General features: G+C 51.3%; 21 protein-coding genes. 14 read left to right on the top strand and 7 right to left on the bottom strand.

Going from position 1 to position 25944, the window contains the following annotated elements; all coding sequences use genetic code 11:
- Positions 1-49 precede the first annotated feature (49 nt).
- A complete protein-coding gene (locus tag ACO0LN_RS03935) occupies positions 50-1399 on the bottom strand; it encodes an O-antigen ligase family protein (RefSeq protein WP_422971164.1) in 1350 nt (449 codons plus the stop codon).
- A 4-nt stretch (positions 1400-1403) separates the two neighbouring features.
- Positions 1404-4922: a DNA polymerase III subunit alpha gene (dnaE, locus tag ACO0LN_RS03930; protein WP_422971162.1), complete on the bottom strand. Its 3519-nt coding sequence runs from the start codon at positions 4920-4922 to the stop codon at positions 1404-1406.
- Between the two features lie 320 nt (positions 4923-5242).
- Between dnaE and ACO0LN_RS03925 the strand changes: the two genes are divergently transcribed.
- The 5 genes from ACO0LN_RS03925 (at position 5243) to ACO0LN_RS03905 (ending at position 14200) form a co-directional block, all read left to right on the top strand.
- Positions 5243-7270 carry a TonB-dependent receptor plug domain-containing protein gene (locus ACO0LN_RS03925; RefSeq protein ID WP_422971160.1) on the top strand — a complete coding sequence of 676 codons (2028 nt, stop codon included), beginning with the start codon at positions 5243-5245 and terminating at the stop codon, positions 7268-7270.
- Between the two features lie 2 nt (positions 7271-7272).
- Positions 7273-8244: an ABC transporter substrate-binding protein gene (locus tag ACO0LN_RS03920; RefSeq protein ID WP_422971158.1), complete on the top strand. Its 972-nt coding sequence runs from the start codon at positions 7273-7275 to the stop codon at positions 8242-8244.
- Positions 8241-9569, top strand: a complete 1329-nt coding sequence (locus tag ACO0LN_RS03915) for a diguanylate cyclase (protein WP_422971156.1) — start codon at positions 8241-8243, stop codon at positions 9567-9569. Before ACO0LN_RS03920 ends, ACO0LN_RS03915 begins: the two co-directional genes overlap by 4 nt.
- Positions 9570-9769: 200 nt before the next feature.
- Positions 9770-11500, top strand: a complete 1731-nt coding sequence (locus tag ACO0LN_RS03910) for a glutamine--tRNA ligase/YqeY domain fusion protein (protein ID WP_422971154.1) — start codon at positions 9770-9772, stop codon at positions 11498-11500.
- Positions 11501-11956: 456 nt separating this feature from the next.
- Positions 11957-14200, top strand: a complete 2244-nt coding sequence (locus ACO0LN_RS03905; protein ID WP_422971152.1) for a tetratricopeptide repeat protein — start codon at positions 11957-11959, stop codon at positions 14198-14200.
- A gap of 287 nt (positions 14201-14487) precedes the next feature.
- Here ACO0LN_RS03905 and ACO0LN_RS03900 read toward each other — a convergent pair whose 3' ends face one another.
- The 3 genes from ACO0LN_RS03900 to ACO0LN_RS03890 all read right to left on the bottom strand — a co-directional run bounded on the left by ACO0LN_RS03900 (position 14488) and on the right by ACO0LN_RS03890 (position 17689).
- Positions 14488-15252: a hypothetical protein gene (locus tag ACO0LN_RS03900; RefSeq protein WP_422971150.1), complete on the bottom strand. Its 765-nt coding sequence runs from the start codon at positions 15250-15252 to the stop codon at positions 14488-14490.
- 105 nt (positions 15253-15357) lie between these two features.
- A complete protein-coding gene (locus ACO0LN_RS03895; RefSeq protein WP_422971148.1) occupies positions 15358-16458 on the bottom strand; it encodes a serine hydrolase domain-containing protein in 1101 nt (366 codons plus the stop codon).
- 316 nt (positions 16459-16774) lie between these two features.
- The gene (locus ACO0LN_RS03890) at positions 16775-17689 is read right to left on the bottom strand and encodes a LysR family transcriptional regulator (protein ID WP_422971146.1); all 915 of its coding nucleotides are present in this window, start codon (positions 17687-17689) and stop codon (positions 16775-16777) included.
- A 147-nt stretch (positions 17690-17836) separates the two neighbouring features.
- Between ACO0LN_RS03890 and ACO0LN_RS03885 the strand changes: the two genes are divergently transcribed.
- The gene (locus ACO0LN_RS03885; protein ID WP_422971143.1) at positions 17837-18634 is read left to right on the top strand and encodes a putative hydro-lyase; all 798 of its coding nucleotides are present in this window, start codon (positions 17837-17839) and stop codon (positions 18632-18634) included.
- 28 nt (positions 18635-18662) lie between these two features.
- Complete coding sequence (locus ACO0LN_RS03880; RefSeq protein WP_422971141.1) at positions 18663-19544, top strand: DMT family transporter; 882 nt, start codon at positions 18663-18665, stop codon at positions 19542-19544.
- Positions 19545-19598: 54 nt separating this feature from the next.
- Here the strand turns inward: ACO0LN_RS03880 and ACO0LN_RS03875 are convergent, their stop codons facing one another.
- Positions 19599-20030 carry an Hsp20/alpha crystallin family protein gene (locus ACO0LN_RS03875; RefSeq protein WP_422971139.1) on the bottom strand — a complete coding sequence of 144 codons (432 nt, stop codon included), beginning with the start codon at positions 20028-20030 and terminating at the stop codon, positions 19599-19601.
- A 296-nt stretch (positions 20031-20326) separates the two neighbouring features.
- Here ACO0LN_RS03875 and ACO0LN_RS03870 point away from each other — a divergent pair, with 296 nt between their 5' ends.
- The 3 genes from ACO0LN_RS03870 to ACO0LN_RS03860 are packed head-to-tail and all read left to right on the top strand — an operon-like array spanning position 20327 to position 21635.
- Positions 20327-20692, top strand: a complete 366-nt coding sequence (locus ACO0LN_RS03870; protein ID WP_422971138.1) for a YkgJ family cysteine cluster protein — start codon at positions 20327-20329, stop codon at positions 20690-20692.
- 40 nt (positions 20693-20732) lie between these two features.
- Positions 20733-21248, top strand: a complete 516-nt coding sequence (locus ACO0LN_RS03865) for a hypothetical protein (protein ID WP_162059565.1) — start codon at positions 20733-20735, stop codon at positions 21246-21248.
- 27 nt (positions 21249-21275) lie between these two features.
- Entirely contained in the window at positions 21276-21635 is a 360-nt protein-coding gene (locus tag ACO0LN_RS03860; RefSeq protein ID WP_422971135.1) for a TfoX/Sxy family protein, read from the top strand.
- Between the two features lie 103 nt (positions 21636-21738).
- Here ACO0LN_RS03860 and ACO0LN_RS03855 read toward each other — a convergent pair whose 3' ends face one another.
- Positions 21739-22311, bottom strand: a complete 573-nt coding sequence (locus tag ACO0LN_RS03855; RefSeq protein WP_422971133.1) for an outer membrane beta-barrel protein — start codon at positions 22309-22311, stop codon at positions 21739-21741.
- 309 nt (positions 22312-22620) lie between these two features.
- On the opposite strand from ACO0LN_RS03855, the gene ACO0LN_RS03850 reads away from it, so the two are divergent.
- The 4 genes from ACO0LN_RS03850 (at position 22621) to ACO0LN_RS03835 (ending at position 25886) form a co-directional block, all read left to right on the top strand.
- Entirely contained in the window at positions 22621-23328 is a 708-nt protein-coding gene (locus tag ACO0LN_RS03850) for a hypothetical protein (RefSeq protein ID WP_422971131.1), read from the top strand.
- A gap of 258 nt (positions 23329-23586) precedes the next feature.
- The gene (locus ACO0LN_RS03845; RefSeq protein WP_422971129.1) at positions 23587-24840 is read left to right on the top strand and encodes an MFS transporter; all 1254 of its coding nucleotides are present in this window, start codon (positions 23587-23589) and stop codon (positions 24838-24840) included.
- Between the two features lie 147 nt (positions 24841-24987).
- The gene (locus tag ACO0LN_RS03840) at positions 24988-25350 is read left to right on the top strand and encodes a VOC family protein (protein ID WP_422971127.1); all 363 of its coding nucleotides are present in this window, start codon (positions 24988-24990) and stop codon (positions 25348-25350) included.
- A 2-nt stretch (positions 25351-25352) separates the two neighbouring features.
- Positions 25353-25886: an EVE domain-containing protein gene (locus ACO0LN_RS03835; RefSeq protein ID WP_422971125.1), complete on the top strand. Its 534-nt coding sequence runs from the start codon at positions 25353-25355 to the stop codon at positions 25884-25886.
- Positions 25887-25944 lie beyond the last annotated feature (58 nt).

Here is a 25944-nt window from a genome sequence, read left to right as displayed (position 1 = left end):
GGCACAAGCCGCTCAATCAATTAATCAATCAGGCTTGCGCATAAATAATCTACCTGCGGCGTGACTGATTTTTATTACGCATGCCAGCCAGCGGTATCGCCAGCAAAATCATGAAAGCCATGCCAAACACAGCATCACGCAAAATCGCATTGAACATGCCGCCCAGCATCATGGCGATGGTCAGCATCAGCAAGGGCATGGCCATTTCCCTGGTGTTGGGATTCTCATGCACAGCCATACGTGCCATACTTGCCATACGATAGGCCACCCAGTATTGGGTCGCCCAGATCGCCAGCAGGGCTAACAGGCCGATGACACCCACTTCTGTCAGGTACAACAGATAATCATTGTGTGGCGTCGTCATGGTAGAACTGATCAGACCCCTGGCTTTTTTCTGGTATAGATACATCCAGGTAGCAATGCCATGACCAGCCAGGGGTTTCTCGGCAATGATCTCGCTGGTGATCTTGTAAAGTTCCAGACGCATGCCGTCATCATTGACTTTGCGGCCCTGGGAAAAATCATGCAATTGATGCACAGTACACAGGCTGCGCAATTTAAAAATTTCCCACGGCCCGGCTTGCACCAGACGCACTTCACAGGTTGCCGGTGGTGGCAGACTCAATGCATATTTCCAGCTGCCGCCAAGTACTACCAGCAAGATCAAAGGCAAAGCCACTACACGCCATGACCAACCTATCTGGCGCAAGATCAGCACACCACACAGGATAAAAAACAGCAGGCTGGCAGTCCTGGTTTTTGCCAGCAAGACCAGGGCTGCTGCCACATACACTATTGCCAAAACACGCCAGACCAGATGGTCACGGTGACTGCGCAAATCATGCAACATCCAGGCAGCGGCAATCGCCATCAATATGCCCAGCAAGATGGATTTATTACCCTCATAAATCACATAGCTGCGAAATACCGTATTGACAGGCAAGAGATGGAAAAAATTGGCCACAAACAGCGTTGCCGCCAGCACTGCACCAGCAAAGAAAACATACATCGCCCGCCTTTGCCACACGCCCGCAGCCACGGTCAGAAAAGGCAAGAGAAACAAATACGTCTGGTAATGCACAAACCCCGGCCAGAATTCTTTACTGATTTCTGGCGGGATATCCTGCATTGCCGCCAGCACGATACTCACCAGGCTAAGGCCAAGTATCGGCAGCAACATGGCGCTTTGCCTGATCCTGTGCATCTTCTTCAGGTAGCCACCCGATACCAGCAAACTGATATAAAACAGCAGCACACCGGCATACATGACACCAACCGGGAAAAACAGGGTCAGCGGCAAGCCTGTCAGTATCTGATGCGGCAAGGACTGGCGCCAGACGGTTTGCGGCTCTGCCTGCGGTGAACCACCACGCGCTGGCAATACACTACTGGTATCCATGGAATCAGGCGTATTCAATTTTGACGTTTTTCATGGATAGCCATTCGCCCAGGTTCTGCCGCAAGACATCATCCGGGTTCACCCGCCACTGGTCTGACAAATACATTTCAGCACTGGCATTGGCGTTTTGATAGCGTATCAATACCGGGCAACCATCGGCGTTCAAATGTGGCTTCAGCATCTCTTGCAGCTTTTTGGTGTCTGCTGTCGATGTCAACGTCAGGCGCAAACCTTGCGAGAACTGTACGCGGGCGCGGCCTATATCCATGACTTTTTCAGCCGAGATACGCAAGCCGCCAGAGAACCTGTCTTCCGACACTTTGCCCAGCACAGCCAGGAATTCATCCTCCTTGAACAGGGATTTGAATTCTTCCATGATCTCGCTATACACCGTCACTTCAACCACGGCAGTGCCATCATCAAGGCTGACGATGAGCAGCTTGCCGCGCTGTGTCATCTGGGTGCGCACACCGGTAATGATGCCGCAAATCAGGCGCAAATCGCGTGAAGGCTCCAGCTTGGCCAGAGTGGTCTTGATGAACTGGCGTACTTCTGGCGCATAAGAATCAAACAGATGGCCGGACAGGTAAAAGCCCAGCGCCAGTTTTTCTTCGGTCAGGCGCTTCTTGTCTGTCCACGGCGGTACATCCAGGTAATCTGGCGGCGCGATCAAATCATCGTCATCACCAAACAGGCTGACCTGGTTTGCTGCGGCTTCTGCCTGCATCGCTGCTTCCAGCGCAAAATCGACGGTTGCCAGCAAGACGCCACGGTCTTTGCCCAGGCAATCCATGGCACCGGCACGTATCAGGGACTCTACCGTGCGACGGTTGACCTGGCGTTTATCGACGCGTTTACAGAAATCAAACAAATCCTTAAATGGCCCACCTTCTTTTCTGGCCGTGATGATGCTTTCTATCGCATTCTGACCTGAGCCTTTGACGGCACCCATGCCATAGCGTATCTGGCTGGATTTTTTGCCGGGTTCGGCAACTGGCATGAAACGATAATCGGACAGATTGATATCTGGAGGCAGCATTTTGAGCTTGCAGATATCGATCGCATCTTCGACCAGGATTTTGACCTTGTCGGTATCATCCATGGCCAGCGACATATTGGCTGCCATGAAAGCAGCGGCATGATGCGCTTTCAGATAAGCGGTGTGATAAGACAGCAAGGCATACGCGGCAGCATGGGATTTATTAAAACCATAGCCCGCGAATTTTTCCATCAAATCGAAAATCTCGTCGGCTTTTTCTTGCGGCAAACCATCCTTGGCTGCACCGTCACGGAAAATCTGGCGATGCTCGGCCATCTCTTCTGCCTTCTTCTTACCCATGGCACGACGCAGCAAATCGGCACCGCCGAGTGAGTAGCCACCGACCACCTGGGCCATCTGCATAACCTGTTCCTGATACACCATGATGCCGTAGGTTTCAGACAAAATGCCTTCGGTACGGGGATCAGGATAATCGAATTTCTCACCGTGCTTGCGTTTGCAGAAATCCGGGATCAGGTCCATAGGGCCAGGGCGGTACAAAGCCACCAGCGCGATAATGTCTTCAAAGCGGTCAGGACGCGCATCTTTCAGCATGCCTTGCATGCCGCGGCTTTCCAGCTGGAACACAGCCACGGTCTTGGCCTTTGTCAGTAAATCATAAGATGCCCTGTCATCCAGCGGCAATTTGGCCAGATCAAAATCTGCCATGGCCGGGTCCATCATCTTGATATAGCGCACTGCCCTGTCGAGAATGGTCAAGGTGGTCAAACCCAAAAAGTCGAACTTGACCAGGCCCACAGCCTCGACGTCGTCTTTATCATATTGCGAGACCACGCCAGAATCGCCGCCCTGGGTGTATAGCGGGCAAAAATCTGTCAGCTTGCCTGGTGCAATCAATACACCACCGGCATGCATGCCGATATTGCGGGTAATGCCTTCTACCTGTTGCGCCAGGTCGAGCAGGGTTTTGACTTCTTCTTCGTTTTCCTGGCGCTCAGCCAGCAGGGGTTCTTCCACGATTGCCTCGGCTATCGTGACTTGTTTGCCCGGTTTGAACGGGATCAGTTTGGAGACGCCATCGCAGAACATATAGCCAAAGTCCAGCACGCGACCGACGTCACGTATCGCGCCCTTGGCGGCCATGGTACCGAAGGTGGCAATCTGCGACACCGCTTCTTTGCCATAACGGTCTTTCACGTACTGAATAACCTTGTCGCGGCCTTCCTGGCAAAAGTCAATATCAAAGTCGGGCATGGATACCCGCTCCGGGTTCAGGAAACGCTCGAACAGCAGGTTGTACTGCAAAGGGTCAAGATCGGTGATCAGCAGTGAATATGCAACCAGAGAACCGGCACCAGAACCACGGCCCGGCCCTACCGGCACGCCATTGTTCTTGGCCCACTGGATAAAGTCAGCAACGATGAGGAAGTAACCCGGGAAACCCATCTTGATAATGGTGTCGGTTTCAAACTTCAGGCGCGCCTCATAACGGGCACGCTCTTTCTCGCGCTTTTCTTCATTCGGGAAAATTTGATTGAGGCGAAACTCAAGACCACGCCGGGATTCATGCTCCAAAAAGTCATTGATGGTCATGCCCTCAGGCGTAGGAAAATCTGGCAGCTTCGGCTTACCCAGTTCCAGCATCAGGTTACAGCGCTTGGCGATTTCAACTGAATTGCGCAGTGCTGCTGGCAAGTCGGCAAACAACTCTGCCATCTCGGCCTGGGTCTTAAAGCATTGCTGTTCATTGAACCTGCGCACGCGACGGCCATTGGCCAGCATATCGCCCTCGGCAATACAGACGCGTGCTTCATGGGCGGTGTAATCGTCCTTGCTGATGAATTGCACAGGATGGGTTGCCACCACCGGCAATTTGAGCCTGCCAGCCAGGGCCACGGCAGCACGCACATGGTTATCCATGTTTGCCTGGCCTGCTCTTTGTATTTCTATATAAAAATGATTCGGGAAAATGCTGGCCCAGCGTCTGGCGTTTTGCTCTGCCAGTTCCAGATTGCCATTATCAATAGCAACGCCGACATCGCCAAAATGCGCTCCAGAGATGGCAATCAGGCCACCGCCCTGGCCTTCTTCAAAGATTTTTTGCAGCCATTCAAAACGAATTTCCGCCTTGCCCTTGTGCTGGTTAGTCAGCCAGGCCTGCGCCAGCAATTCGCATAACTGCAAATAACCGAGCTTGTTCTTGACCAGCAACAGCAATCTGGATGGTTTGTCACGATCGACATCATTGCTGATCCACACATCGCAACCGGCGATAGGCTTCATGCCCTTGCCGCGTGCGGCTTTATAAAATTTCACCATGGCGAACAAATTCGCCAGGTCAGTAATTGCCATTGCTGGCTGTTTGTCTTTTACTGCTGCCTTGATAACATCATCAATACGCACCAGGCCATCGACTATCGAATATTCAGAGTGGATGCGCAGATGGACAAAGGCAGGCTCGTAGGGCTTGCTGACGACAACTTCGGTGGTCGCTTCAGGGGAGGTAATTAATTCTGTAGTCATACCGCTATTCTACCTGTTGCCCAAGCTGTTCAGAAGTTTTGCCTTATCGAAGTTTTCAAATATGCAATTTATATTAATTTAACTTTAATTTTCTGCGTGTTCACGGCTGTGAATTCATCATGCCGTCAATAAATTGCGTTTTAATTTGCCTATTATACAAATTTCAAATAAAGCATCATGTCCAAAAATATTCGCCATAAAAACAACAATTCCCAAGCCGCAAAGATGGCTTCTGGCTCGACACTTTGCATTTAGGCTACATTTGCCTGCCCGCGCTGTGTTACTCTGAATCAATGCATTTTTTGGCTCTGGGGCATATCTTGTTAGCAAAAAAAAGACGCGGCATCCAAAGCAATCACACTGGCAAACGCCCGAACAGGCGTGCCGGCTGTCTTGTCCTGTTCTTTTCCTTGCTACATCAGGTGGCAATCGCCGGTGGCGGTGAAGAATCGATATTTCTGGATGATATGCCTGTGGTGCTGTCTGCATCCCGGCTCTCACAACCCATCAATGAAACACCAGTCGCTGTCACCATCATAGACAGGCAGATGATCAAGGACTCTGGTGCCTGGGACTTGTCCGAGATTTTTCGCCTGGTACCGGGTATGTATGTGGCTTACCATGCCGATCCCTATTACTCAGCAGACAGCACGGTTGCCTATCACGGCATGGTCACCACCACGACCTCAGACCGCATGCAGGTCCTGATCGATGGCCGCTCTGTGTATGCTAGCCTGTTTGGTGGCGTGAACTGGAGCGACTTGCCCATCGTCCTTGATGACATAGAACGCATAGAAGTCATACGCGGGCCAGACTCTGCCAGTTACGGTGCGAATTCATATTCTGGCGTCATCAATATCATCACCCGCCACCCGGCGGAGACCCAGGGTACCACTCTGTCCATGGCGTTTGGCAATGGCCGCAAGGAAGGCATCTTGCGCTATGGTGGCAAGACTGGTGCATTGAGCTACCGACTGACAGCCAGCATCAGGGACGACAAGGGTGAAGATGACACTATCAAGAAGCCAACTTCCGGCTTCACTTTCTGGAACCTGAACAAGTATGACAACAAGACCATACACAACCTGAACCTGCGCGCCGATTACCAGGTCAATTCTGACGATACGCTGGAATTCCAGTTCGGCTATAACGGTGGCCCGCGTGAAGTTGGTGAATACAATAATGTCTCCGCCATCAGCAGACGGGCAGAAAACCATTTTGAAATGCTGCACTGGCGCCGCGCGCTTGAAGGTGGTGGAGAATTGTCCGTGCAAGCCTTTCACACGGTAGAAAGAGTGTATGCACGCCTCAAGGACTCTGACGGTGTCAGCGATGGCGATGCCATCTTGCGGCGCTATGACCTGGAAGTGCAGCATACCTTTTCACCATTCAAGAACGCCCGCCTGGTCTGGGGTGGCAGCATACGCTATGACCAGACGTATGCACCTTACTACCTAGGGGTAGGCGACAACCAGTATCTGTATGGCGATTTCCCCTACCACCTGCGCCGTTTTTTTGGCAATCTTGAATGGCGCGCCCGCCCTGACCTGGTCTTCAATGTCGGTGGCATGATAGAAAACAATACCTATACCGGCACTGATACCACCCCCAGGGTTGCTGTCAACTGGCATGTACAGCCCGGCCATACTCTGCGCCTGAGTCATTCACGCGCAACGCGCTCGCCTTCTGTGTATGAAAAAACTTATGACAATTACTGGCGCAGTGCAAACCTGTACCCGACTTTGCCGGAAATGCAGACTGAAAGAGTCAAATCAAGCGAAATAGGCTATATCGGTAAATACGGCAACCTCGATGTGGATTTTCGCCTGTTCTATGATGACTACAGCCAGTTGATCGACGTCAGGAACGAGCGCTCGGCTGCCAGCGGCAACCTTAATGCAGGCACAGCGATCATGCGTGGTTATGAATTGCAGCTAAAGGCGCAACTGACAGACAATACGCGGCTTATCTATGGCCTCTCTGGTGGTAGCGTAAAAAGTGATAATGTGAATGGCGTCGTGTATAGCGATTCGCTACCTAAATACAACCACAACATCATGCTCAGCCATAAAGTCAATGAACAATGGAGCGGCAGTCTGGTAGCTTACCAGATGGCAAAAACCAAGTTCAATGCCACCGACTACAACCCACGCGAAAACCGTGGCTATTTCATCGACGGCAACAAGCGCGTGGATGCCAGGCTCAATTATCAGTTCAAGCTCGGTGGCAAGTCTGCCGAGTGCTCGCTGATTGCCCAAAACCTGACCGATTCCCGGTATTTTGAGTACCGGCACGACAATGAATTGCCAGGCCGGGCGCTGAGGCTGAATCTCAGACTGGACATGTGAACATGCATTGGCAGTCAACAAGGCTTTTGCGGTATGTAGTCAACTTGCTAGGCCTGACCCTGAGTTTGCTGTATGCGCAAACGGTTCTGGCACTGGACAACATCACCATCCTGCTGAGTGAGGAAGGCTCTGCTTATACTGAATTTTCCAGCCAGTTAAGCAGTCTGTTGGCGCAGGGACAAGGTAACGCAAAAAATACCATCAAGGTCTTGAGCCTGAACACCTACAAGGCAGAAGATGTGCCGCGCAATGCCAACAATCACCTGCTGATCGCGGTTGGCACACCGGCCATGACAGCCATGGCGCAAAAGCCGCCTGCCATGGCGGTATTGAGCGTACTGGTGCCACGCAATACCTTTCAAAAAATAGCAAGGCAATATGGCCGCCACCAGGACCCGCATCATTTCTCGGCGATTTATTTTGACCAGCCGTGGTACCGGCAACTGGGTTTGATACGCACCAGCATGCCAGGCCGCAATCGCGTGGGATTATTACTCAGCAAAGACGGTAACGAAATGCTGGTCGGCCTGTCAGCCATTGCCAAAGAAATGGAGATGCAAATCAATGTTGAGACCGTCACCGATGATTCTGAATTGCTGCCCGCCCTGCGCCGCTTGCTGAACAATAGCGACAGCCTGCTGGCCCTGCCGGATGCCGCCATTTACAACCGTAATAACATCCCCAGCATATTACTGACCAGTTACCGGCAAAAAGTGCCGCTATTCGGATTTTCTGCCGCCTACGTCAAGGCCGGCGCGCTGGCTGGCGTCTATAGTTCTGCCACCCAGATTGCCCAGCAGGTAGCAGAGATCATCGCGACATTGCCGAATAATGGCTACCTGCCGCTGCCACAATATCCACGCTACTTCAGTGTCAATATCAATACCCAGGTCAGCCGCTCACTGAGCCTGGAAATGGAAGATGAAGTCAGCCTGACACGCAAAATCAAATCATTGCCGGAGCGTGTCCAATGAAAAACTGGCCACTCGCCCACCGCATATTATTCCTGGCGCTGGCCCCGGTCTGGGTCATTTCTGCCCTGCTGGTACTGCTGGTTGTCATCGTTGGTATTACTGAAATTGATGGTGCCATCAAGGCACGCGGCACCGTCATCACCCGCCAGTTGGCACCCGCCAGTGAATATGGTGCATTCTCCGGCAACCGAGAAGTCTTGCAGGCACTGACACAGTCAGTCATGAAAGAAGATGATGCCAAAGCCGTGGTCATCACCGATGCCGACAATAAAGTACTGGCCGTCAGCGGCAAACCCAGCAAGCTGGGGCCGGAACATGCCAAAGCCGCCGACAATGGCAAGATCTTGCGCGGTGACCATGAGTCACTGATCTTTGCCGCCCCGATTTACCAGGGTAAATCTGAAGCCGATGCCTTTGACCTGTTTGACCGCATCCCGAATGACAAGACCGCCAAGCAAAAATTGCTGGGCCGGGTCTATCTGGAGCTGAGCACCCATGCCAGCCACCAGTCCAAGAATGTCTTTGTCGCCCTCAGCATACTGATAGGCCTGGTCGGCACAGTCTGTGCGTCCATACTCGCCATGCGCATGAGCCGTGACCTGACACGGCCATTATCGCGCCTGCTTGATGGCGTGCACCGCATGGAAAAAGGCGAGCTTGATACCCGCATCACCGCAAATTCTGGTGGTGAATTGCAGGAGCTGGAAGCAGGCTTCAACCAGATGGCAGAGAAGCTCGAAGCCAGCCATAAATCCATGATGGAAGTCAACGCCAACCTGGAAAACCTGGTCGTCGCCCGCACCCGCGAACTGGAATTGCGCAACCATGACCTCGAACTCCTGTCCAGCACCGACAGACTCACCGGCCTGTATAACCGCCTCAAGCTCGAACAGATACTGGATGAAGAACACCAGCGCAGCCAGCGCTATGGCACCAGTTTTTCACTTGCGATTGTCGATATAGACCTGTTCAAGCAAGTCAACGACACCCATGGTCACCAGACCGGTGACCAGGTTCTTATCAATATCGCCCGCATCCTGCAAGACCATGTACGCAGCATGGACGCTGTGGGCCGCTGGGGTGGCGAAGAATTCCTGGTTATCTTCCGAGAAACGACTATCCACGCAGCAATAGCCACTGCAGAAAAACTGCGCTGCGCGATTGCCAACCATGAATTTGAAGTCGTTGGCAAAAAGACCGCCAGCTTTGGTGTCACCAGCTATTACCATCCAGACAATATCAACGAGATGATGAAGCGGGCTGACAATGCTCTTTATCATGCCAAGAATTGTGGGCGGAATCGCGTAGAATCAAGTGAAATGTAGATTTGGCATTGCCAGATAGTCCAGATTTTAGGGTACACTGTCTTTGATACCATCAATCGGGCAGGCATTCCTGCCCATGCAGGAACAAACTGCAAGCAAACCACGAGCAAACTTCGCGCCATCCATGCTGCGCTACGGTAAAATGCTTGTCATCTCCCTATTTATAAAGTGCCTTACAAGGTTCACAACAGTGATTAGCTATGAGCAAAGATATAAAAAATAACGATAATGCAACACCTGCACCAGTTTCCAACTTTCTGCGCGCCATCATCGACAATGACCAGGCTGCTGGCAAATATGCGCGTGACGGCTTGCCTACAGTCATCACCCGCTTCCCGCCTGAACCGAATGGCTACCTGCACATCGGTCATGCAAAATCGATTTGCCTGAACTTTGGCCTCGCACGCGATTACGCTGGCCGTTGCCACCTGCGCTTTGATGACACCAATCCTGAGAAAGAAGACCAGGAATATGTCGATACCATCATGGACAGCGTCAAATGGCTGGGTTTTGACTGGAATAATAAAGGCGAAGAACACCTGCACTATGCCAGCGACTATTTCGACCGTCTGTATGAAATCGCTGAATACCTGATCGGTGCTGGCCTGGCATACGTCGATAGCCAAAGCGCGGCCGACATGGCCGCCAACCGTGGTGACTTCTCCAAACCAGGCGTGAACTCGCCTTTCCGTGACCGTGCACCGGCAGAGTCACTCGACCTGCTGCGCCGCATGAAGGCAGGTGAATTCAAGGATGGCGAACACATCCTGCGTGCAAAAATCGACATGGCATCACCGAACATGAATTTGCGCGACCCGGCCATCTACCGTATACGCCATGCTCACCATCACCGTACTGGCGATAAATGGTGCATCTACCCAATGTATGACTACACGCATCCCCTGTCAGATGCGATAGAAAACATCACGCATTCGATTTGCACGCTGGAATTCCAGGATCACCGCCCCTTCTATGACTGGATCATAGAACGCGCTGCCGAAGGTGGTTTCTTCAAAAAACCAGTACCGCAACAATATGAATTCGCCCGCCTGAACCTGACCTATGTCGTCACCAGCAAACGCAAATTGCGCCAACTGGTAGAACAAAACATCGTCACAGGCTGGGACGACCCGCGCATGCCTACCATCGTCGGCATACGCCGCCGTGGCTACACGCCAGAATCCCTGCAACTGTTCTGCGAACGCATAGGCGTGACCCGCTCTGACGGCTGGATAGACTACAGCACGCTGGAAGGCTGCCTGCGCGAAGACCTCGACCCCAAGGCACCACGCGCCACCGCCGTACTGCGCCCGCTGAAGCTCATCATCGACAACTTCCCTGAAGGCGAAAACATCGCCTGCACCGCACCTATCCACCCGCACCATCCAGAACTGGGCAACCGCGAATTCACGATAGGCAAAGAACTGTGGATAGAACAGGAAGACTTTATGGAAGAGCCCGTCAAAGGCTACTTCCGCCTCTTCCCCGGCAACAAGGTACGCCTGCGTTATGGCTACGTGGTTGAGTGCACAGGCTGCGACAAGGATGAAAACGGCAATGTCATCGCCGTCCATTGCAACTACTTTGCCGACAGCAAATCCGGGACAGAAGGCAGCGCCAACTACAAAGTCAAAGGCAACCTCCACTGGGTCAACGCCGCCGACGCACTGGAAGCAGAAGTACGCCTGTACGACCGTCTGTTCACCGACGCCAATCCTGATGCTGGTGGCAAAGACTTCATGACTTTGCTGAACCCAAATGCACTGGAAGTGGTACGCGCTTATGTTGAACCTGGCCTGGCAACCATCACACCAGATACACGTTTGCAGTTTGAACGCCATGGTTATTTTGTGGCTGATCGCGTGGATTCAGCAGTTGGGAAGCCGGTGTTTAACCGGGTGACGACTTTGAAGGACTCGTGGGGAAAATAAGTATCTATTTTGAGGTAGATGACATGCATCCCTTATGTTTAGGAATATCAAAAATAGGGGTAGTCATTGCATGAGAACATAGCATGCCGTTAAAAAGAGAAAATGGTAACGATGCGATAAGCACATCCAAGTACAGCATGGCATGGCATGGCATGCTGTTCGCGGTTACTCCAATTTTGTCGACATGGCGTGGCTGATTCAGTCTATTTTTATTTTCTGCATGCTATTTTCTATGCGCTTCTGGGCGGGGTCAGGTTGAATATGCCTTTGTCGTATTTCTCGCTCGCCTTACCCGCCTCGATTTCAAGCGCAACAGGAGAGTGCCTGACACTTCGATCGGAAAGACTCATCAGGCAACCGTATAAAATATGATTTTTCTTCTTCATACCTACCATGCTCAATAAACTGAAAAAACTTTTTGGCGGTAAAGAGATGAGCATCCCGCAACAAAAAAGTATGTCCGGTCAACCTGAAACAGCATCGCCTACTCCAAACCAGACGGCAACGCCATCCACTCACAGTAACAACGTTGCCGCATTGGCAAAAGATGAGGGAGATAAATTGCTCAGATCAGGCAATTTTGCACACGCAGAGCAATGCTACCAGGCTGCTATTGCCAGCAACCCACAATTTGGTGATGCCTATATCAATCTGAGTATTGCCTTGCGCCTGCAAAGCAGGTTTGATGATGCGGTCGATAGTCTTGAGCAGGCAAGGCAGATTAGTCCGGCAGATGTTTATGTGCTTTACAATCTTGGTGTCACTAGACGCGAACAGGGCATGAAAGATCTGGCTATTGCGCTGTTCCAGAAAGTTCTGGAACTTGACGCTGCCCAGCTTGATGCGAGTTATGATCTTTCCAATATCTATCTCACGCTTGGCGATGCTACTGCAGCACGTGATGTTGCGGCAAAGGCTCTGATGCATCATCCACAAGAGGCCGCTCTGCATATTTTTGTCGGCAATATCGACAGGCAGAATGGTAATGATGCACTTGCCCTGTCTGCGTATGAAAAGGCTGCAGCGATCAATCCAAAACTTGCCGAGGCGCAAGGTAATATTGCCATGATCTTGCAGCGCCAAGGCAATTATAAGATGGCAGAAACCAGGTATAAAAAACTGATTGAACTGGAACCTGACCGTTATGAAGCACACTTTAACCTGGGCATCGTATTACTAGCCTTGGGCAGGTTTGACGAAGCCGTAGCCAGTTACTTGCAAGCACTTGCCATCAAACCTGATGCAGGGGAGATTTATCACAATCTTGGCAATGCCTATCGTAATGCAGCCCGGCCAGACGAAGCCGAAGCTAGTTTTCGCAAGGCCACCACCATGAAATCTGGTGCGCAGGGCTGGGCCTATTCTGGTTTAGGCGATGTCTTGCGCGACAAGGGATATATGGAGCAGGCTCTTGATGCATACCGGACAGCATTTGCTACTGATGCTGATTATCTGGATGCCCATTGCAGTTTGCTTTTTAATCTTGGTTTTGGCACTTATTGTAGCCCGGACGAATACCGTGCCGAAATCAATTTCTATCGCGACAAACTGGCTGCCCGTCGCAAACCCTATACAAGCTGGCTACCGCGACCGGCCGCGAGTAGGTCACGTCTGCGGGTTGGTCTGGTATCGGGCGATTTACGCGTGCACCCGGTCGGTTATTTTCTCGAAAATGTTATCCCGCATCTCAGCCAGCAAACCATAGAGTTGTTTGCCTATGCCAGCAGCGCACACCAGGATACATTGACAGACAAACTCAAGCCCTATTTTTCTCAATGGAGGTCCATTGTAGGTATGGACGACCAGGTTGCTGCTGCAATGATCCATGCTGATGCACTTGATGTCCTGCTGGACCTGTCGGGACATACGGCTGATAATCGCCTGCCGTTATTTGCCTGCAAGCCAGCTCCAATACAGGCGAGCTGGCTTGGTTATTTTGGCAGTACCGGAGTACCAGGCATGGACTATGTATTGGCTGACAGGATTTCAGTTCCAGAAAATACGACAGAATATTTTACTGAAAAAATCTGCCACCTTCCACGCACTCGCCTGTGTTTCGCCCCACCAGTTGGTGGTCATGTGCAGGTATCGCCATTACCTGCACGAAATAAGGGCCATCTGACTTTTGGTAGTTTTCAGTCAGCAGGTAAGTTCAATGATTTCACAATCGCACTATGGGCTGATGTATTGAAGCGCCTGCCACAAGCAAAGCTAAGGCTACAGAACAGACAATTGCAGTCCGCCAGTTTTCGCCAGCATCTGTTGAAACGTTTCGCTGAGCTGGGTATTACAGAACAACAGCTTGAGCTCCATGGGCCGTCGAGTCGCGAAGCCTATCTCGCTGCGCATGCAGAAGTCGACATGATACTCGACAGTTTCCCATACTCTGGCGGCACCACGACCTGTGAAGCCTTATGGATGGGTGTACCTACATTGAGTCTGGCCGGGCAAACCATGGCTTCGCGCCAGGGCCTAAGCCTGCTAACCTATGCCGGACTGCCAGACTGGATCGCCAAAGATAGCGATGAATTTGTTGATCTCGCTGTTGCCTATGCAAGCAAACTTGATGAACTGGCAGCCCTGCGTAGCAACTTGCGCGACCAAGTAGCTGCCAGCTCACTGTTCGATGGCCCTCTCTTTGCCCGTGGGCTGGAGTCTGCACTGCTTCAATTACAGTCTGCTCATCATGATAAACGCTAGGACATGGCAGCATATTTTTTAAAGTAAAACACTCCCCCATGTCGCATCCTGGCAATATGGAGTACCTGCGACTGCCGGTAGCACGCTGCCCGCCCGCGTAACGAGTGCGCCCGCAAGTGTGGTGCAGTCATGGTTATTTTGTGGCTGACCCCGCGGATTCAGTGGCTGGAAAACCGGTCTTTAACCAATTGATGACTTTGAAGGATTTGAGGAGAAAATAGTCCGACTTCAAGTGCATCCCCCCCCACTCTCGCGGGTTTATATCGCTTAAATATCCCGATTATTTTTCAATTAGCTCTGCCACTGCCAGCTTTAGCGCGTTGCCCGGCGAACTGCCCTCTTCCAAAACCGGTCAAATTCCAGTGCCCAGATACGCCACCTGTCTTGAGATTGATTTTGCCATCGAAACTGGCTGAACCTGCCAAGCCTTTTCCTGTCATTTGTACGACACCATATGTTGATACTTTACCGGTGATCGTGAAGCTGCTGTGGGCTGTGCCTGAATCGGCAGAGCCGAAGATGTTGCCCAACCGATCGACGTAGATATAAAACGTGCCTGTATCGGCACCGTTATAGCTGCCGTAGTAATCACCAAGAATACCCGTATAGCCGGATTCACTGCCCTCAGCTTGTGCCGATTCCCTGGCTATTGATGTTGCCTGCGAGCGAAGCTGGGCAAGACTGACTGCGGCTTTGGCGGGTACTTCTGCTTCGGTGCCAGCTGTTATGTCGGCAAATGATTTTGCTGTTGCCGTAGGTGCGGACAATTTCTCGATAGGTGCCGGGCTTACAGCCTTACTTGGTGCTTGCACAGATTCTTTTTTGGCCGCAGGTGGCAGCTTTTGATCATCTGCTTTTTGATGCTCTACGTCTTGATGTTCTTCTTTTCGATACTCATTTTTTGGCGGCAATGTATCTGTTTGCGGAGTAACAGGCGTCAGAAAAGTTACTGCGGCTCCAAACTCTGCCTTGTCTGTCTGCGGAGTGTAATTGCGTGATAAAGCCAGGAAGAAAAGGACGTGCATTATCAGGATGACGATCAAGGGTCGCATCCTGATATGGCTACTGAATTGCAATGTTTGCTGTAGCGATGTCATTCCATTTTTTATTACCAATTTTTCTGAAGGCTGCAGGCACTTCTGCCTGCAGCCCTCAGCTTACTGGGCCAGCGGGAACTCGGTATTGATAATCTTGTTGCCGATATCCGCCACGCTGACATCGGCATTCGACAAGATCACTACGCCTTTACCGACTTTTTTATCGAAGGCGATATAGCTGCTATAGCCGCCAGTCTTGCCTTCAAGCCCGAGGATGGAACTGTCGAATTTATTATTATAGCCACCCCAGACAAACAAGAGGCGATTGCCCATTTCGAATGGTATCTGCAACTTGTGCATGGTAGTGTTTAAAGTTGTCTTGCTCTGTCCCATATTGGCAGCGAGAAATTTGAGCATGTCATTGGCGGATGAGCGCAAGCCGCCTGCACCTTCAAATGAAGTAAAGTTCCAGGCGGGTGCGGCGGCAAATTGTGCCTTGCTGCTATAACCTGTTGCCATGCGTTTTTGCATGTCTGCGCTCAGGTTGACACTGGTTGCTGTCATGCCTAGCGGTGTGGTGACACGGTTCTTGATGAGGGTGTCATAGTCGGTACCGGCGCGCTGACTGAGCACCTGACCCAGCAGGCCATTACCAAAACTGGAATAGGTATAACGGCTGCCGACATCGTATTTCATTTGATAGCCGGATAAAAATTCATAGGCCTTGCTACTGGTGTAAGCTGCGTAGGGATTTTCACTGCCATTCTGGCTGATGTTACCAGGCAAGGCAGGCAAGCCGGAGCGATGTGCAGACAGGTCTGCAGCGGTGATTTTTCTGTCATCATTGTAGGGTATCCTGACACCATCAGGCAGATAGGTTTCGATAGGCTCTTTCAATCTGATTTCATTTTTCTCTGCCATATCCATCATGGCCACACCGGTAAATGCGCTGGTGATGGAACCAATTTCAAACAGGGTATCGCCATCGACAGGACGGCGCTCGGCAAGATTGGCATAGCCGTAGCTGATCACGCGGCTGCCTTTTTCATCGACGATGCCGACCACCAGGCCCACCGCTTTTTTGTCTGTATCAACACGCTGCTTGAGGAGGTTCAGAATATCTGCGTCTGACATGGACGTTGCTGCGTGTGCCTGAATGGCACCGAGGGCCAGCGTTGCCATCAGTAATTTCACAGGGAGAAGGCGGGAAGTTTTTTTCATGTTCGTTGTGCTTTCGGATTCAGGATTAAGAAACCCAGACCCACTCATGGAGAGATCTGCAAACTGGTAATAACTGTGCGAAGGCAGGTTTATTGCTTCGCCGGTGCTGCTTGATTGCAAGCACATGGCGCAATATAGGCAATACCTGATTTGCAAGTTGGCAGATTGAGACAGAAGCGCAATATTTGGGATTGAAAGCGAAAATTTGAGGAACCAAATGCACGGGCTGTTCGTCGAATCTGCGCGCATCTGTACACAATTGATGCCGCAGCGGGCTGATGGTTTTAACGTGGCAGGGGCAATGTCAGGGGTGAGGTCAGGGTAACGACAGAGGTAACAACAATCCGCTTTGCTGCAATACTTCACGGGCCATGGTGACGAGGTTGCCATCTGCCAGCCCCTGCTCCTGCCGTAAATAGGAAACGTAATACATCAATGGATTGAGCGGTGGTTTGACTGTCAGGGTGCGTATGATTCCACTCTTGATTTCTGCATCAACCACGGATCGTGGCAGCACGGCAATAGCGTGACCTGCGGCAACGAGCTTGATCATCATTGCCATGGAATTGCAGATGCTGAGGTTTTCTGGTTCATGGCCTGCCAGCCTGAACCATTCCATGACGACATTGCAAATCGTCGTTGGTGAAGGCATGGCAACCACAGGCAAGGCTGCCATGCCTGCCGGGTGCAAGGCTTGCTCATTGAGTACAGTTTGAGTAGATGCCACCCACGCCAGATCGACATGACCTATCGCCACATCTACGACATGCGGTGCCGAGACAGGGTCGCTGAGAATGGCGATGTCAAGTTCACGGGCATTCAGTTTGCGGCTGAGATTGGCCCCCACATCGATGGTCAGCTCTATGCGTACATCGGGGTACTGGGCTTTCAGCCGCCCCAATAGCTCAATCAAACCAGACATGGCGGTCGATTCATTCGCCCCCAGGCGTAACAGGCCACGCATGGGGTTGCGCCGCTTGCTGATTTGCTCAAGATCATCAGACAGGCGCAGCATTTTTTCTGCCTGCACCAGTACATCACGCCCTACTGGCGTAATGACGGCACGGTGGCCACCACGTTCAAACAGCTTCAACCCCAGTATGTCTTCAAGCTCCTGGATTCTGGCGCTGATGGTCGGCTGGGTCAGGTGCAGGTGTTTGGCCGCCGCATGAAAACCACCCAGGCGGGCTATCCAGTAAAAGGTTTCCAGCTGTTGTAGTGAAGGTCGCATGATAGATAAATCTTATCAACTATTGGCAATAACTTCAATTATCTTCTATCAAGGCTGCATTTTATACTGGCTCTATCAGTTCTGAGTTGTGCTGATTTTCATGATTCATTGACAAGTACTCACTCTTCCCATGCTATGGAGCCGCCCATGTCTTCCACATCCCTTATATCCCAGTCCCCTTCAGAATTACGCCTGGCCATACGCCAGGGCTTATGGCGTAAAGAAACTTCGGGTCTGGCTCCTGGCTATGTACAGGTTAATCTGGTGATACTGCCAGCCAAAGATGCCAGCGACTTTCATCGCTTTTGTCAAAAGAATCCCAAGCCCTGCCCCTTGATTGCAGTCTCAGAGGTGGGCGACCCGTTCGTGCCTTTCCTTGCAGCTGATCTTGATATCCGCAGCGATGTACCGCGTTACCGCGTGTTCCGCCATGGTGAGCTGGTGGCGGAGCCTGATGACATCAGCGATCTCTGGCGTGACGACCTGGTTACCTTTGCCCTCGGTTGCTCTTTTACCTTTGAGCATTCGCTCATAGAAAATGGCATAGGCATACGCCACATAGAGCAGGAGCGCAATGTGCCCATGTACCGCACCAATGTGCCAACCTCGCCTGCCGGTGCATTCCAGGGGCCGCTAGTGGTCACCATGCGGCCGATGAAGGCGGCAGATGCGATACGGGCGATACAGATTACTTCACGCTTCCCTGGCGTGCATGGTGCGCCTGTACATATCGGTGACCCGGCGCTGATAGGTATCAGGGACCTGGCCCAGCCTGAATATGGTGACGCAGTGACGATTAATGAGGGCGAGCTGCCGGTATTCTGGGCTTGTGGTGTCACACCGCAAGCAGCACTGATGCATGCGAAACCAGAGCTGTGTATCACTCATGCGCCGGGTCACATGCTGTTGACAGATTTGCGTAATAACGATTACTCGGTACTTTGAAAGCTCCCTTACATAGAGGATGCAGGCGATGGAATTGATGGGTTTGGTTTATGGCCTGCTGGTCGCACTGATCTGGGGAGCGCAGCCTGTGGTTGCCAGTTTTGGTTACCGCGCCTCACTCGATATCTTCGACCTGACGGTATTGCGGTTTGCCGTCAGCGGGCTGATCATGCTGCCTTTTTTCATCAAGGCTGGGGCAAAGAATGCCGCAGGCACGGGCTGGCCCAGGGCGCTGGTCTTGCTGCTGCTTGCCGGCCCCTTCTATAACATGGTACTGGTCGGTGGACTGCACTGGGCACCTGCTTCTCACAGCTCGTTGATCTACCCTGCTTTTACGCCCTTGTTCACGTCCCTGCTGGCGAAACTGATGCTGGATAAGCGCGATGGCATCCCCATGCTGGGCCTGGGCTTGTTATTAGCCGGGGTGGTGGTGGTCAAGGCTGGCAGCATACTGCAAGCGCCATCAGCCGCTTATGCCCAGGCCTGGCGTGGTGACTTGCTGTTCATGCTGGCTGCGCTGATGTGGTCGTTTTATACGGTACTGATGCGGCGCTGGAATACCAATCCCCTGGCCGTGGTCAGCGTAGTACAGGTGGGTGGATTGTTGTATGTGCCTGTGTATTTTTATTTTGCCGGTACCAGCCTGTTCCAGCTTGATGCCGGTGCCATTGCGGTACAGGCGGTTTATCAGGGCTTGCTGGTCAGTGTGGTATCTGTCTTGCTATTCAACCTGGCAGTAAAGCAACTGGGAGCAAAAGCGTCGATGTTCACAGCGCTGATGCCTATCGTGGGAGTAAGCCTGGCCGTTCTCGTGCTGGGGGAGACCATGACCATATCTTTGCTGCTGGGTGCCATGCTGATATCAGGTGGTCTGTTTTTTTCACTCAGACAAGGGGCCCGCCAGCAATAAAAAAGCAGCATGGTTTGCCATGCTGCTCAAGTCTCCTCCTGCAATGCTGGCTGCCTATTCTATTTTAAGTTTTTGCACTCCGCTGGCCGCACGCTTTTTAGGTAAGCTCAGATTCAATACACCATTATCGTATTTGGCCGTGGCCTCGCTCGCTTCTATTTCTACCGGCAACTGGAAGCTGCGCGATACTTCGCCAAAATAGCGTTCACTGCGCAAGACTTTCTGGTCTGGACCTGTTTTGTCTTCCTGCTTGATTTCTGCCCGCAATGTAACCACATTGCCATCCAGTGTGACATGGATATCGTCTTTGGCAACGCCAGGTACCTCTGCATGCACAGTATAGGCCTGATCAGTTTCCTTCAGGTCAAGCTTGATCTGTGCCGGACTAGGCAAAGGATCGCCATGCAATGGTCTTACAAAGAAACCTGGATTGACGTCCCGAAAAAAATCATCGAAAAAATTACCACGATTGCTTAGTGCTCCCATTTGTCTCTCCTTCAGAAAAATATGACACAAAATGAAAATCCGTACTTGCTATGTGATCAAAATAGTATGCGACACAGTGATTGACAAGTCAGGCAAGCAGGCGGTTTGACACATATCAAATGAGGCCTAGGGCATGTAACTGAGCAGGTAGCTGAGCATGCCCCTTTCCAGGCAAAAAGAGTGGATTTAAAATTCTCGCCGGACATGTGTTAAGGTCAGTGCAGATTTTTCTTTTTCACATTGTTCAGTTGCCGGGCCTGTCGTCAAGACGGCCAATCTCAGAAGCACTTACATTTATGGAAATACAAGTTACAGACAGCTACGAACCCTGCCTCGATTGTGGAGCCTGCTGCGCCAGTTACCGGGTTTCATTTTACTGGGCCGAGGCCGAGGAAAATGGCATAGAAGATTCCATGGTCGAAGCATTGACACCGGTTTACTCTTGCTTGCGTGGCACCAACCAGTCCAACCCGCACTGTCAGGCACTGGTGGGAGAAGTAGGCAAACTAGTGAAATGTAATATGTATGAGCAAAGACCCTCACCTTGCCGCGAGGTGCAGGTCGGTGACGACAAGTGCCAGCAAGCCCGCGCCAGGCATGGTTTGGCCGCACTGCCATACAAAACTGAAAAGGACTCAGACAAACTGAAAACTTGCGTGTAGCATGTGCAGCCTGAAAAAAAATAAACTGGGAATTCCCTTGATGAACGACAACAATAGCGATTACACATCAGAAGATCAGGTACCTCAGGAAGAGGACAACAAGATCCACGAACCACGCCTGTGGCGCGACAAGGGCTGGACAGCCCAGGTCATCAAGAATGACGACGATGAAGGCTGGGCAGTTGCCATGATCAAGGATGGTGAACCTGAACCTGCACTGGTTGGCCCGTGGACCATGGGTCGCGATAAAAAAAATCCCAAGCCACTGGATGCAAATGCCTTTGGCACACTGGTGAAAACTGCATCCGAGGTAATACGCCGCCATGAACAACAACTACATGCAACATTGCACAAGAGCCTGATGGTCGCGACCGATGAAGCAGACTTCAAGATCATGCTAGACATCGTGCCGGATGAGGATGATCCCTATGCCTGGCTCAGTGCGCAAGATGCAGGTAATACCGAGCTGGCGAGAGTCAGGGTTGCCCCCAACTATAAACTGAACCAGCAAAATGCCAGGGCCTGGATAGCTGATGATTTTCGTCGTCCAGATTAAAATTCAATTTTTATCCAGAGCGAGACCATGGGCTCACAAGCAAGCTTTGTAGAATTTATTCTCGACCAGTTAAGCAGTTGCGAAGATGTGGTCGCGAAAAAAATGTTTGGTGAGTACGCGCTGTATATGTCGGGCAAGATGTTTGCGCTGATATGCGATGATCAGCTCTTCATCAAGCCGACAACGGCGGGGCAGCAATTTTTAACGCAGTTACCAGCGACAATCACCAAAGCACAGCCCTACCCTCAGGCCAAGCCCTGGTACCTCATCGACAGTGAATTACTGGAAGACCGGGATGGTCTGACCACCCTGGCGCGTGCCACTGCGAATGCTTTGCCAGTACCAGTCAAAAAGACCAGCAAAGCCACTAAAAAGAGCCAGGCCTGAAACTGAACCAAACCCCAGGCACGGCTCATCATTTCATCACTTCATCGTCAGATACCGTGAGCGTTGATGGAATTTATCCATCAACACCACCGGAAACAATCAATTAAAAATTGTATTGCAAACCAGCCGACAGATTGCTGCCGGAAGTGCCGCTATTCGAGAACGTCCGGGCATTGTATTTCTCGAATTCTGCACGAACAGCTACGTTAGGCGTTATCTTGTAAGACACGCCTACCCCAAGCAGTGCCTGGTTGCCCGTATTGGAGGCTGAATAGGAAGGCAGGCCTGAAGTGTCGTAAGTCGTTTCTGCCTTCACGCGCGCAATCCCGAGTTTGGCAAACCCGGCAAAAGCCTCATTGAATTCATAGTTATACACGCCCGCCAGGCTGAAGCCGGTTTTCTTTTGTTCGCTATGGCCTAGCGGCACACCTGAATTGATTGAGGTTTTGCCACCAGAAAAATAACTGCTTTCTACTGCAAAATTCTTGTTGAAGTTATAGCCGCCGAACAGCTTGTAGCTGGTGGCCTTGGAATCGCAAGTTGTGGCGTAATTGCAGTAGTTGCTGTTATCGCTCTGGCCTACGGAAGCACCAAGATAAGTCTGGGCATTAGCAAAAGAGCTGGCGAGCATACCCACCGCTGCACACGCGATGAGAGTAAGTTTTTTGATCAACATAAGTATCCTTTGTTCACTAGTTGGTATATCTGAACAGTCTCAGATAGCTGGCCTGAAGCATCAAAGCACATAGCCAAACAGGTATTTGGCTGTTTCGTTGCCCAGGAAGCAATTTAAGGGTATACAAAGGATTGCAAAATTTAAATCAAAAATGCCCAGGTACCGTTTTAATGTCTTATTGGTATCACATGACTAGACTCTGACTATATGCATTGAACAAAGAGTTTTAGCCCCAATCAGGGTGCTGGTCTTGAAATTTCCAGCGGCAACATCAAATACTCAGGTACGAAGCTATTCACCGGAGAAAAGATGGCGTTTGACCCATTGAATCTGAAACAGGCATCATCTGCCTTTGAACAGAGTCTGAACCGTGTCATTGATGAACGGGTAGCACCATTGGTGGACAGGTCCATCCACCAGGTCAGTAATGAATTGTCTGAAGTGATACGCCAGGCTGGCGAGCAGGTAGATAGGAATATCGCCCTGCTGTCTGATGAAATCCATAGCCAGCGCAGCATGACCAAGGATGACATCAGGGAGCTGATTGATTATTCCACGGCGCAGATAGGTGCGGCGATAGACCAGCGCATAATGGCGATCAAACATGAAACCTCCACACTGATCAATGAAAAAGTGGATTTACTCAAGTGTGAGCTCGAAGACGCTGCAGTTAATAGCCGCAAGACCATGTATGCGAATGTGGCCATCTCCATAGGTGCAGCCGTTTTGATGGCGCTGGTTGGTCTGGCGTATAAAAAAATATCGATGGGTGAACTCAATCTTCTGAATGTATTCAGGGTGACCTTGCTGTCCTGTGCGACGTTTACTTTTGTCCTGTCCATGCTGAAATTCATACAGCGCTGGCGCAGCATGAAGCGCGTCAAGAAAGGTGTGGCAACGGTAGCCATAGGCTATCTCGGTATCTTGCGGCCAAACGGGGCAACTGGTTTGCTATTGCTCAGCGTGTGCCTGATGGCGGGCTGGGCCTGGTTGTATCTGGGAAAAATCTGGTTCTAGGGTTTTCTAGGGTTTATCAGGGATCACCTCACTGGCCCGATTTAGTCCCGATTCAGGCCGGGTTCGTCAAAACTTGCGACCCGGCAACAGGTTTTTAAAATTAGGCGTACAATTTAAAGCTTATTTGATTTGCTTATATCGATGAACTTTTTCTGTTGTGCAGCATCACAACATGAAGTTCTGTCTTAACGATCTGCACTTCTTAACATTCCTGCTTTAAGTATCTTTAGCGCTGCCCAGGCGCTGACGCCCTGACCTATGCAAACCAAGAAATTCGATCCTGTCTTCAATTCCTATCTGATTTATGTCGGTGTCGCCATCGCATCTGGTGGCGTTGCTTTATATACACCTATCATTGTCTCTGAAACGGGCAAGGCTTTCTCGGGGTTTTGGGCAGCATCAATTTTGTTTGGCTTGAACCTGGGCCGGGTGCTGGGTTCTTATATGGGTAGCAGATTTTCCCGTATGGCGAACCACCCGCTGGCGATCTCAGGCAATATCCTGCTCGAAGGCATCGCCCTGTACTTCATGGCTTACCTGAATCAGGCCTGGGCGCTGGCGCTGTTTGCCTTGCTGGCGGGCCTGGGTAGCGGCCTGTCCTTCCCGGGATTGAAAAATTATTTATTGAAACTCAAGGGTCTGGATCAGACTTCCATCTTCAGCAAACTGGCTTTCGCGATACGCATGGGTCTGGTTGGCGGCTACCTGACTGCCAGTTTTGTACCGCATGATCAGTTGAAGCTGGTGTTCCTGATCGTACTGATCACCTTCATCGTGTATGGGTTGTTCATGCTGATTGCCATGCGTGCCATCAGCGAGCATGAGCAAGAGAGTCTGGCGCTGGAACAAAAAGCTCAGGCAGATGAAGCAGCCCGTACAACTGCGATAGCCGCTGCTGAATCAGAAAAACCGGTAGAACTGCCACTGATGTTTTATTTGTCGAATTCAGTATTCTGGTGTTTTGCCGTGCAGCCCATGATAGGTTTCAGCCTGCATATTCCGAAGTTCACACCAGAGATACCGGTCTCCACGCCTTTCTGGCTGGCGGCGCTGGTGATCATTTTTTTCCAGATACCGATTTCCAAACGTGCAGTGCGCACGCTGGACCATTTCCGTTTCCTGAAAATAGGCTATGCCTGCCTGTTTGTCAGCTTTGCCATCATGGTAGTGTTTACCCATAGCGCCGCTGCCGTCATTGTTTCTGCGATTCTGCTGTCTTTTGGCCAGGTATTTTATGGACCTTCGCTGGATGTGCTGGTCGCACGCTTTGCCAACAAATCGGCAGCGGATACTGGCAGGTTGATGTCGCAGCAGATGTTTTACCAAAGCATGGGCACCATGGTCGGCAGCCTCGCGGGTGGCGCCTTGTTTGATTTTGCCCAGTTCCTGAAAATGCCAGGGGTCAACTGGTTCATGCTGGCATTGGCCAGCCTTGCCATGATGATGCTCAGCCAGAAAAAAATCCCGGCGCTTTATTACGATGCCGGTCAAAGGGTTCCTGGTACCAGCTAAGCCTGTACTTTACCGAAAGCCTGCAAATGCAGGCTTTTTTTCATCATGCCATCACTGCTGACAGAAACTGACACTAGCACATCCTAAGATGTCTTTGCCTTGAACAACATATCAATGCAAACAACATCACCTCTAGGAGCAGACACCATGATGACCCCAAGCTATGTCCTTTTATATGTCGACAGTCCAGAAGCCAGCGCAGGCTTTTACAGCAAGATACTGGGCCTGACACCAGTAGAAGCATCCCCTACTTTTTACCTGTTCATACTGGACTCAGGCCACAAACTGGGTTTGTGGTCAAAACACACGGTAGAACCGGGCGCTACCCAGGCTGGTGGCAGTGAGCTGGCTTTTGCAGTAGCTGACAATGCCACAGTCGATAGCACCCATGACACCTGGGCCACGCGCGGTACAACGATAATCCAAAACCCTTGCAGCATGGATTTTGGCTATACCTTCGTCGCGCAAGACCCTGACGGTCACCGCCTGCGCGTTTTTGCGCCAGCCTGATCGTGGCTGCACAACAGTGCCGTAACTGGATCGCTGTTGCTTCTGCCGACCACGTGCTGCGTGGTCAGGCAGATGGCTACATGCAAGTCTGCCATGGCAAGGCAGCACCTTTGCGACGCCTGCAAGCGGGTGACAGGGTCGCGTATTACTCACCTAGCCAGGTCTTTGGCAGCAAGATCAGATTGCAGACTTTCACTGCCATAGGCAGGGTCAGGCCGCGCGAAGCCTATCAGGCAGACATGGGAAATGATTTTCATCCATTCCGGCGTGACGTCATATGGACGCCATCACAGCACGCCAGCATCCTGCCCTTGCTGCAGACACTGGAATTTTCTGCAGGAGTGAAAAATTGGGGTTATCAATTCCGCTTTGGCCTGTTTGCCGTCAGCGAACATGATATGCAGGTGATTGCTGCAGCCATGGGTGTTGCGAAAGACTTGTTTGATACTGGTAATGACGGTGCGGAACCATATCTACAAGCAAGTGTAGGAACAAATGTAGAAGCAAATTTACAACTCAAGCTGAGCTTAAGCTGATACTGTCTATGAAGCTGCACGAGTCAGGCGTTACAATGGCGCCTGACGATACACCTGA

The organism is Undibacterium sp. TC9W, from assembly GCF_049339865.1.
In the GTDB taxonomy this organism is placed as follows: domain Bacteria; phylum Pseudomonadota; class Gammaproteobacteria; order Burkholderiales; family Burkholderiaceae_D; genus Undibacterium.
This window is presented reverse-complemented; position numbering and strand designations above follow the sequence as displayed.

What these genes read in the sequence shown, in the direction of transcription:
- ACO0LN_RS03840 (WP_422971127.1), top strand. Translation starts at nt 24,988, where the DNA reads ATGATGACCCCAAGCTATGTCCTTTTATATGTCGACAGTCCAGAAGCC.
- ACO0LN_RS03885 (WP_422971143.1), top strand. Translation starts at nt 17,837, where the DNA reads ATGTCTTCCACATCCCTTATATCCCAGTCCCCTTCAGAATTACGCCTG.
- ACO0LN_RS03910 (WP_422971154.1), top strand. Translation starts at nt 9,770, where the DNA reads ATGAGCAAAGATATAAAAAATAACGATAATGCAACACCTGCACCAGTT.
- dnaE (WP_422971162.1), bottom strand. Translation starts at nt 4,922, where the DNA reads ATGACTACAGAATTAATTACCTCCCCTGAAGCGACCACCGAAGTTGTC.
- ACO0LN_RS03860 (WP_422971135.1), top strand. Translation starts at nt 21,276, where the DNA reads ATGGGCTCACAAGCAAGCTTTGTAGAATTTATTCTCGACCAGTTAAGC.
- ACO0LN_RS03875 (WP_422971139.1), bottom strand. Translation starts at nt 20,030, where the DNA reads ATGGGAGCACTAAGCAATCGTGGTAATTTTTTCGATGATTTTTTTCGG.
- ACO0LN_RS03920 (WP_422971158.1), top strand. Translation starts at nt 7,273, where the DNA reads ATGCATTGGCAGTCAACAAGGCTTTTGCGGTATGTAGTCAACTTGCTA.
- ACO0LN_RS03895 (WP_422971148.1), bottom strand. Translation starts at nt 16,458, where the DNA reads ATGAAAAAAACTTCCCGCCTTCTCCCTGTGAAATTACTGATGGCAACG.
- ACO0LN_RS03880 (WP_422971141.1), top strand. Translation starts at nt 18,663, where the DNA reads ATGGAATTGATGGGTTTGGTTTATGGCCTGCTGGTCGCACTGATCTGG.
- ACO0LN_RS03855 (WP_422971133.1), bottom strand. Translation starts at nt 22,311, where the DNA reads ATGTTGATCAAAAAACTTACTCTCATCGCGTGTGCAGCGGTGGGTATG.
- ACO0LN_RS03890 (WP_422971146.1), bottom strand. Translation starts at nt 17,689, where the DNA reads ATGCGACCTTCACTACAACAGCTGGAAACCTTTTACTGGATAGCCCGC.
- ACO0LN_RS03845 (WP_422971129.1), top strand. Translation starts at nt 23,587, where the DNA reads ATGCAAACCAAGAAATTCGATCCTGTCTTCAATTCCTATCTGATTTAT.
- ACO0LN_RS03935 (WP_422971164.1), bottom strand. Translation starts at nt 1,399, where the DNA reads ATGGATACCAGTAGTGTATTGCCAGCGCGTGGTGGTTCACCGCAGGCA.
- ACO0LN_RS03850 (WP_422971131.1), top strand. Translation starts at nt 22,621, where the DNA reads ATGGCGTTTGACCCATTGAATCTGAAACAGGCATCATCTGCCTTTGAA.
- ACO0LN_RS03905 (WP_422971152.1), top strand. Translation starts at nt 11,957, where the DNA reads ATGTCCGGTCAACCTGAAACAGCATCGCCTACTCCAAACCAGACGGCA.
- ACO0LN_RS03915 (WP_422971156.1), top strand. Translation starts at nt 8,241, where the DNA reads ATGAAAAACTGGCCACTCGCCCACCGCATATTATTCCTGGCGCTGGCC.
- ACO0LN_RS03870 (WP_422971138.1), top strand. Translation starts at nt 20,327, where the DNA reads ATGGAAATACAAGTTACAGACAGCTACGAACCCTGCCTCGATTGTGGA.
- ACO0LN_RS03900 (WP_422971150.1), bottom strand. Translation starts at nt 15,252, where the DNA reads ATGCGACCCTTGATCGTCATCCTGATAATGCACGTCCTTTTCTTCCTG.
- ACO0LN_RS03865 (WP_162059565.1), top strand. Translation starts at nt 20,733, where the DNA reads ATGAACGACAACAATAGCGATTACACATCAGAAGATCAGGTACCTCAG.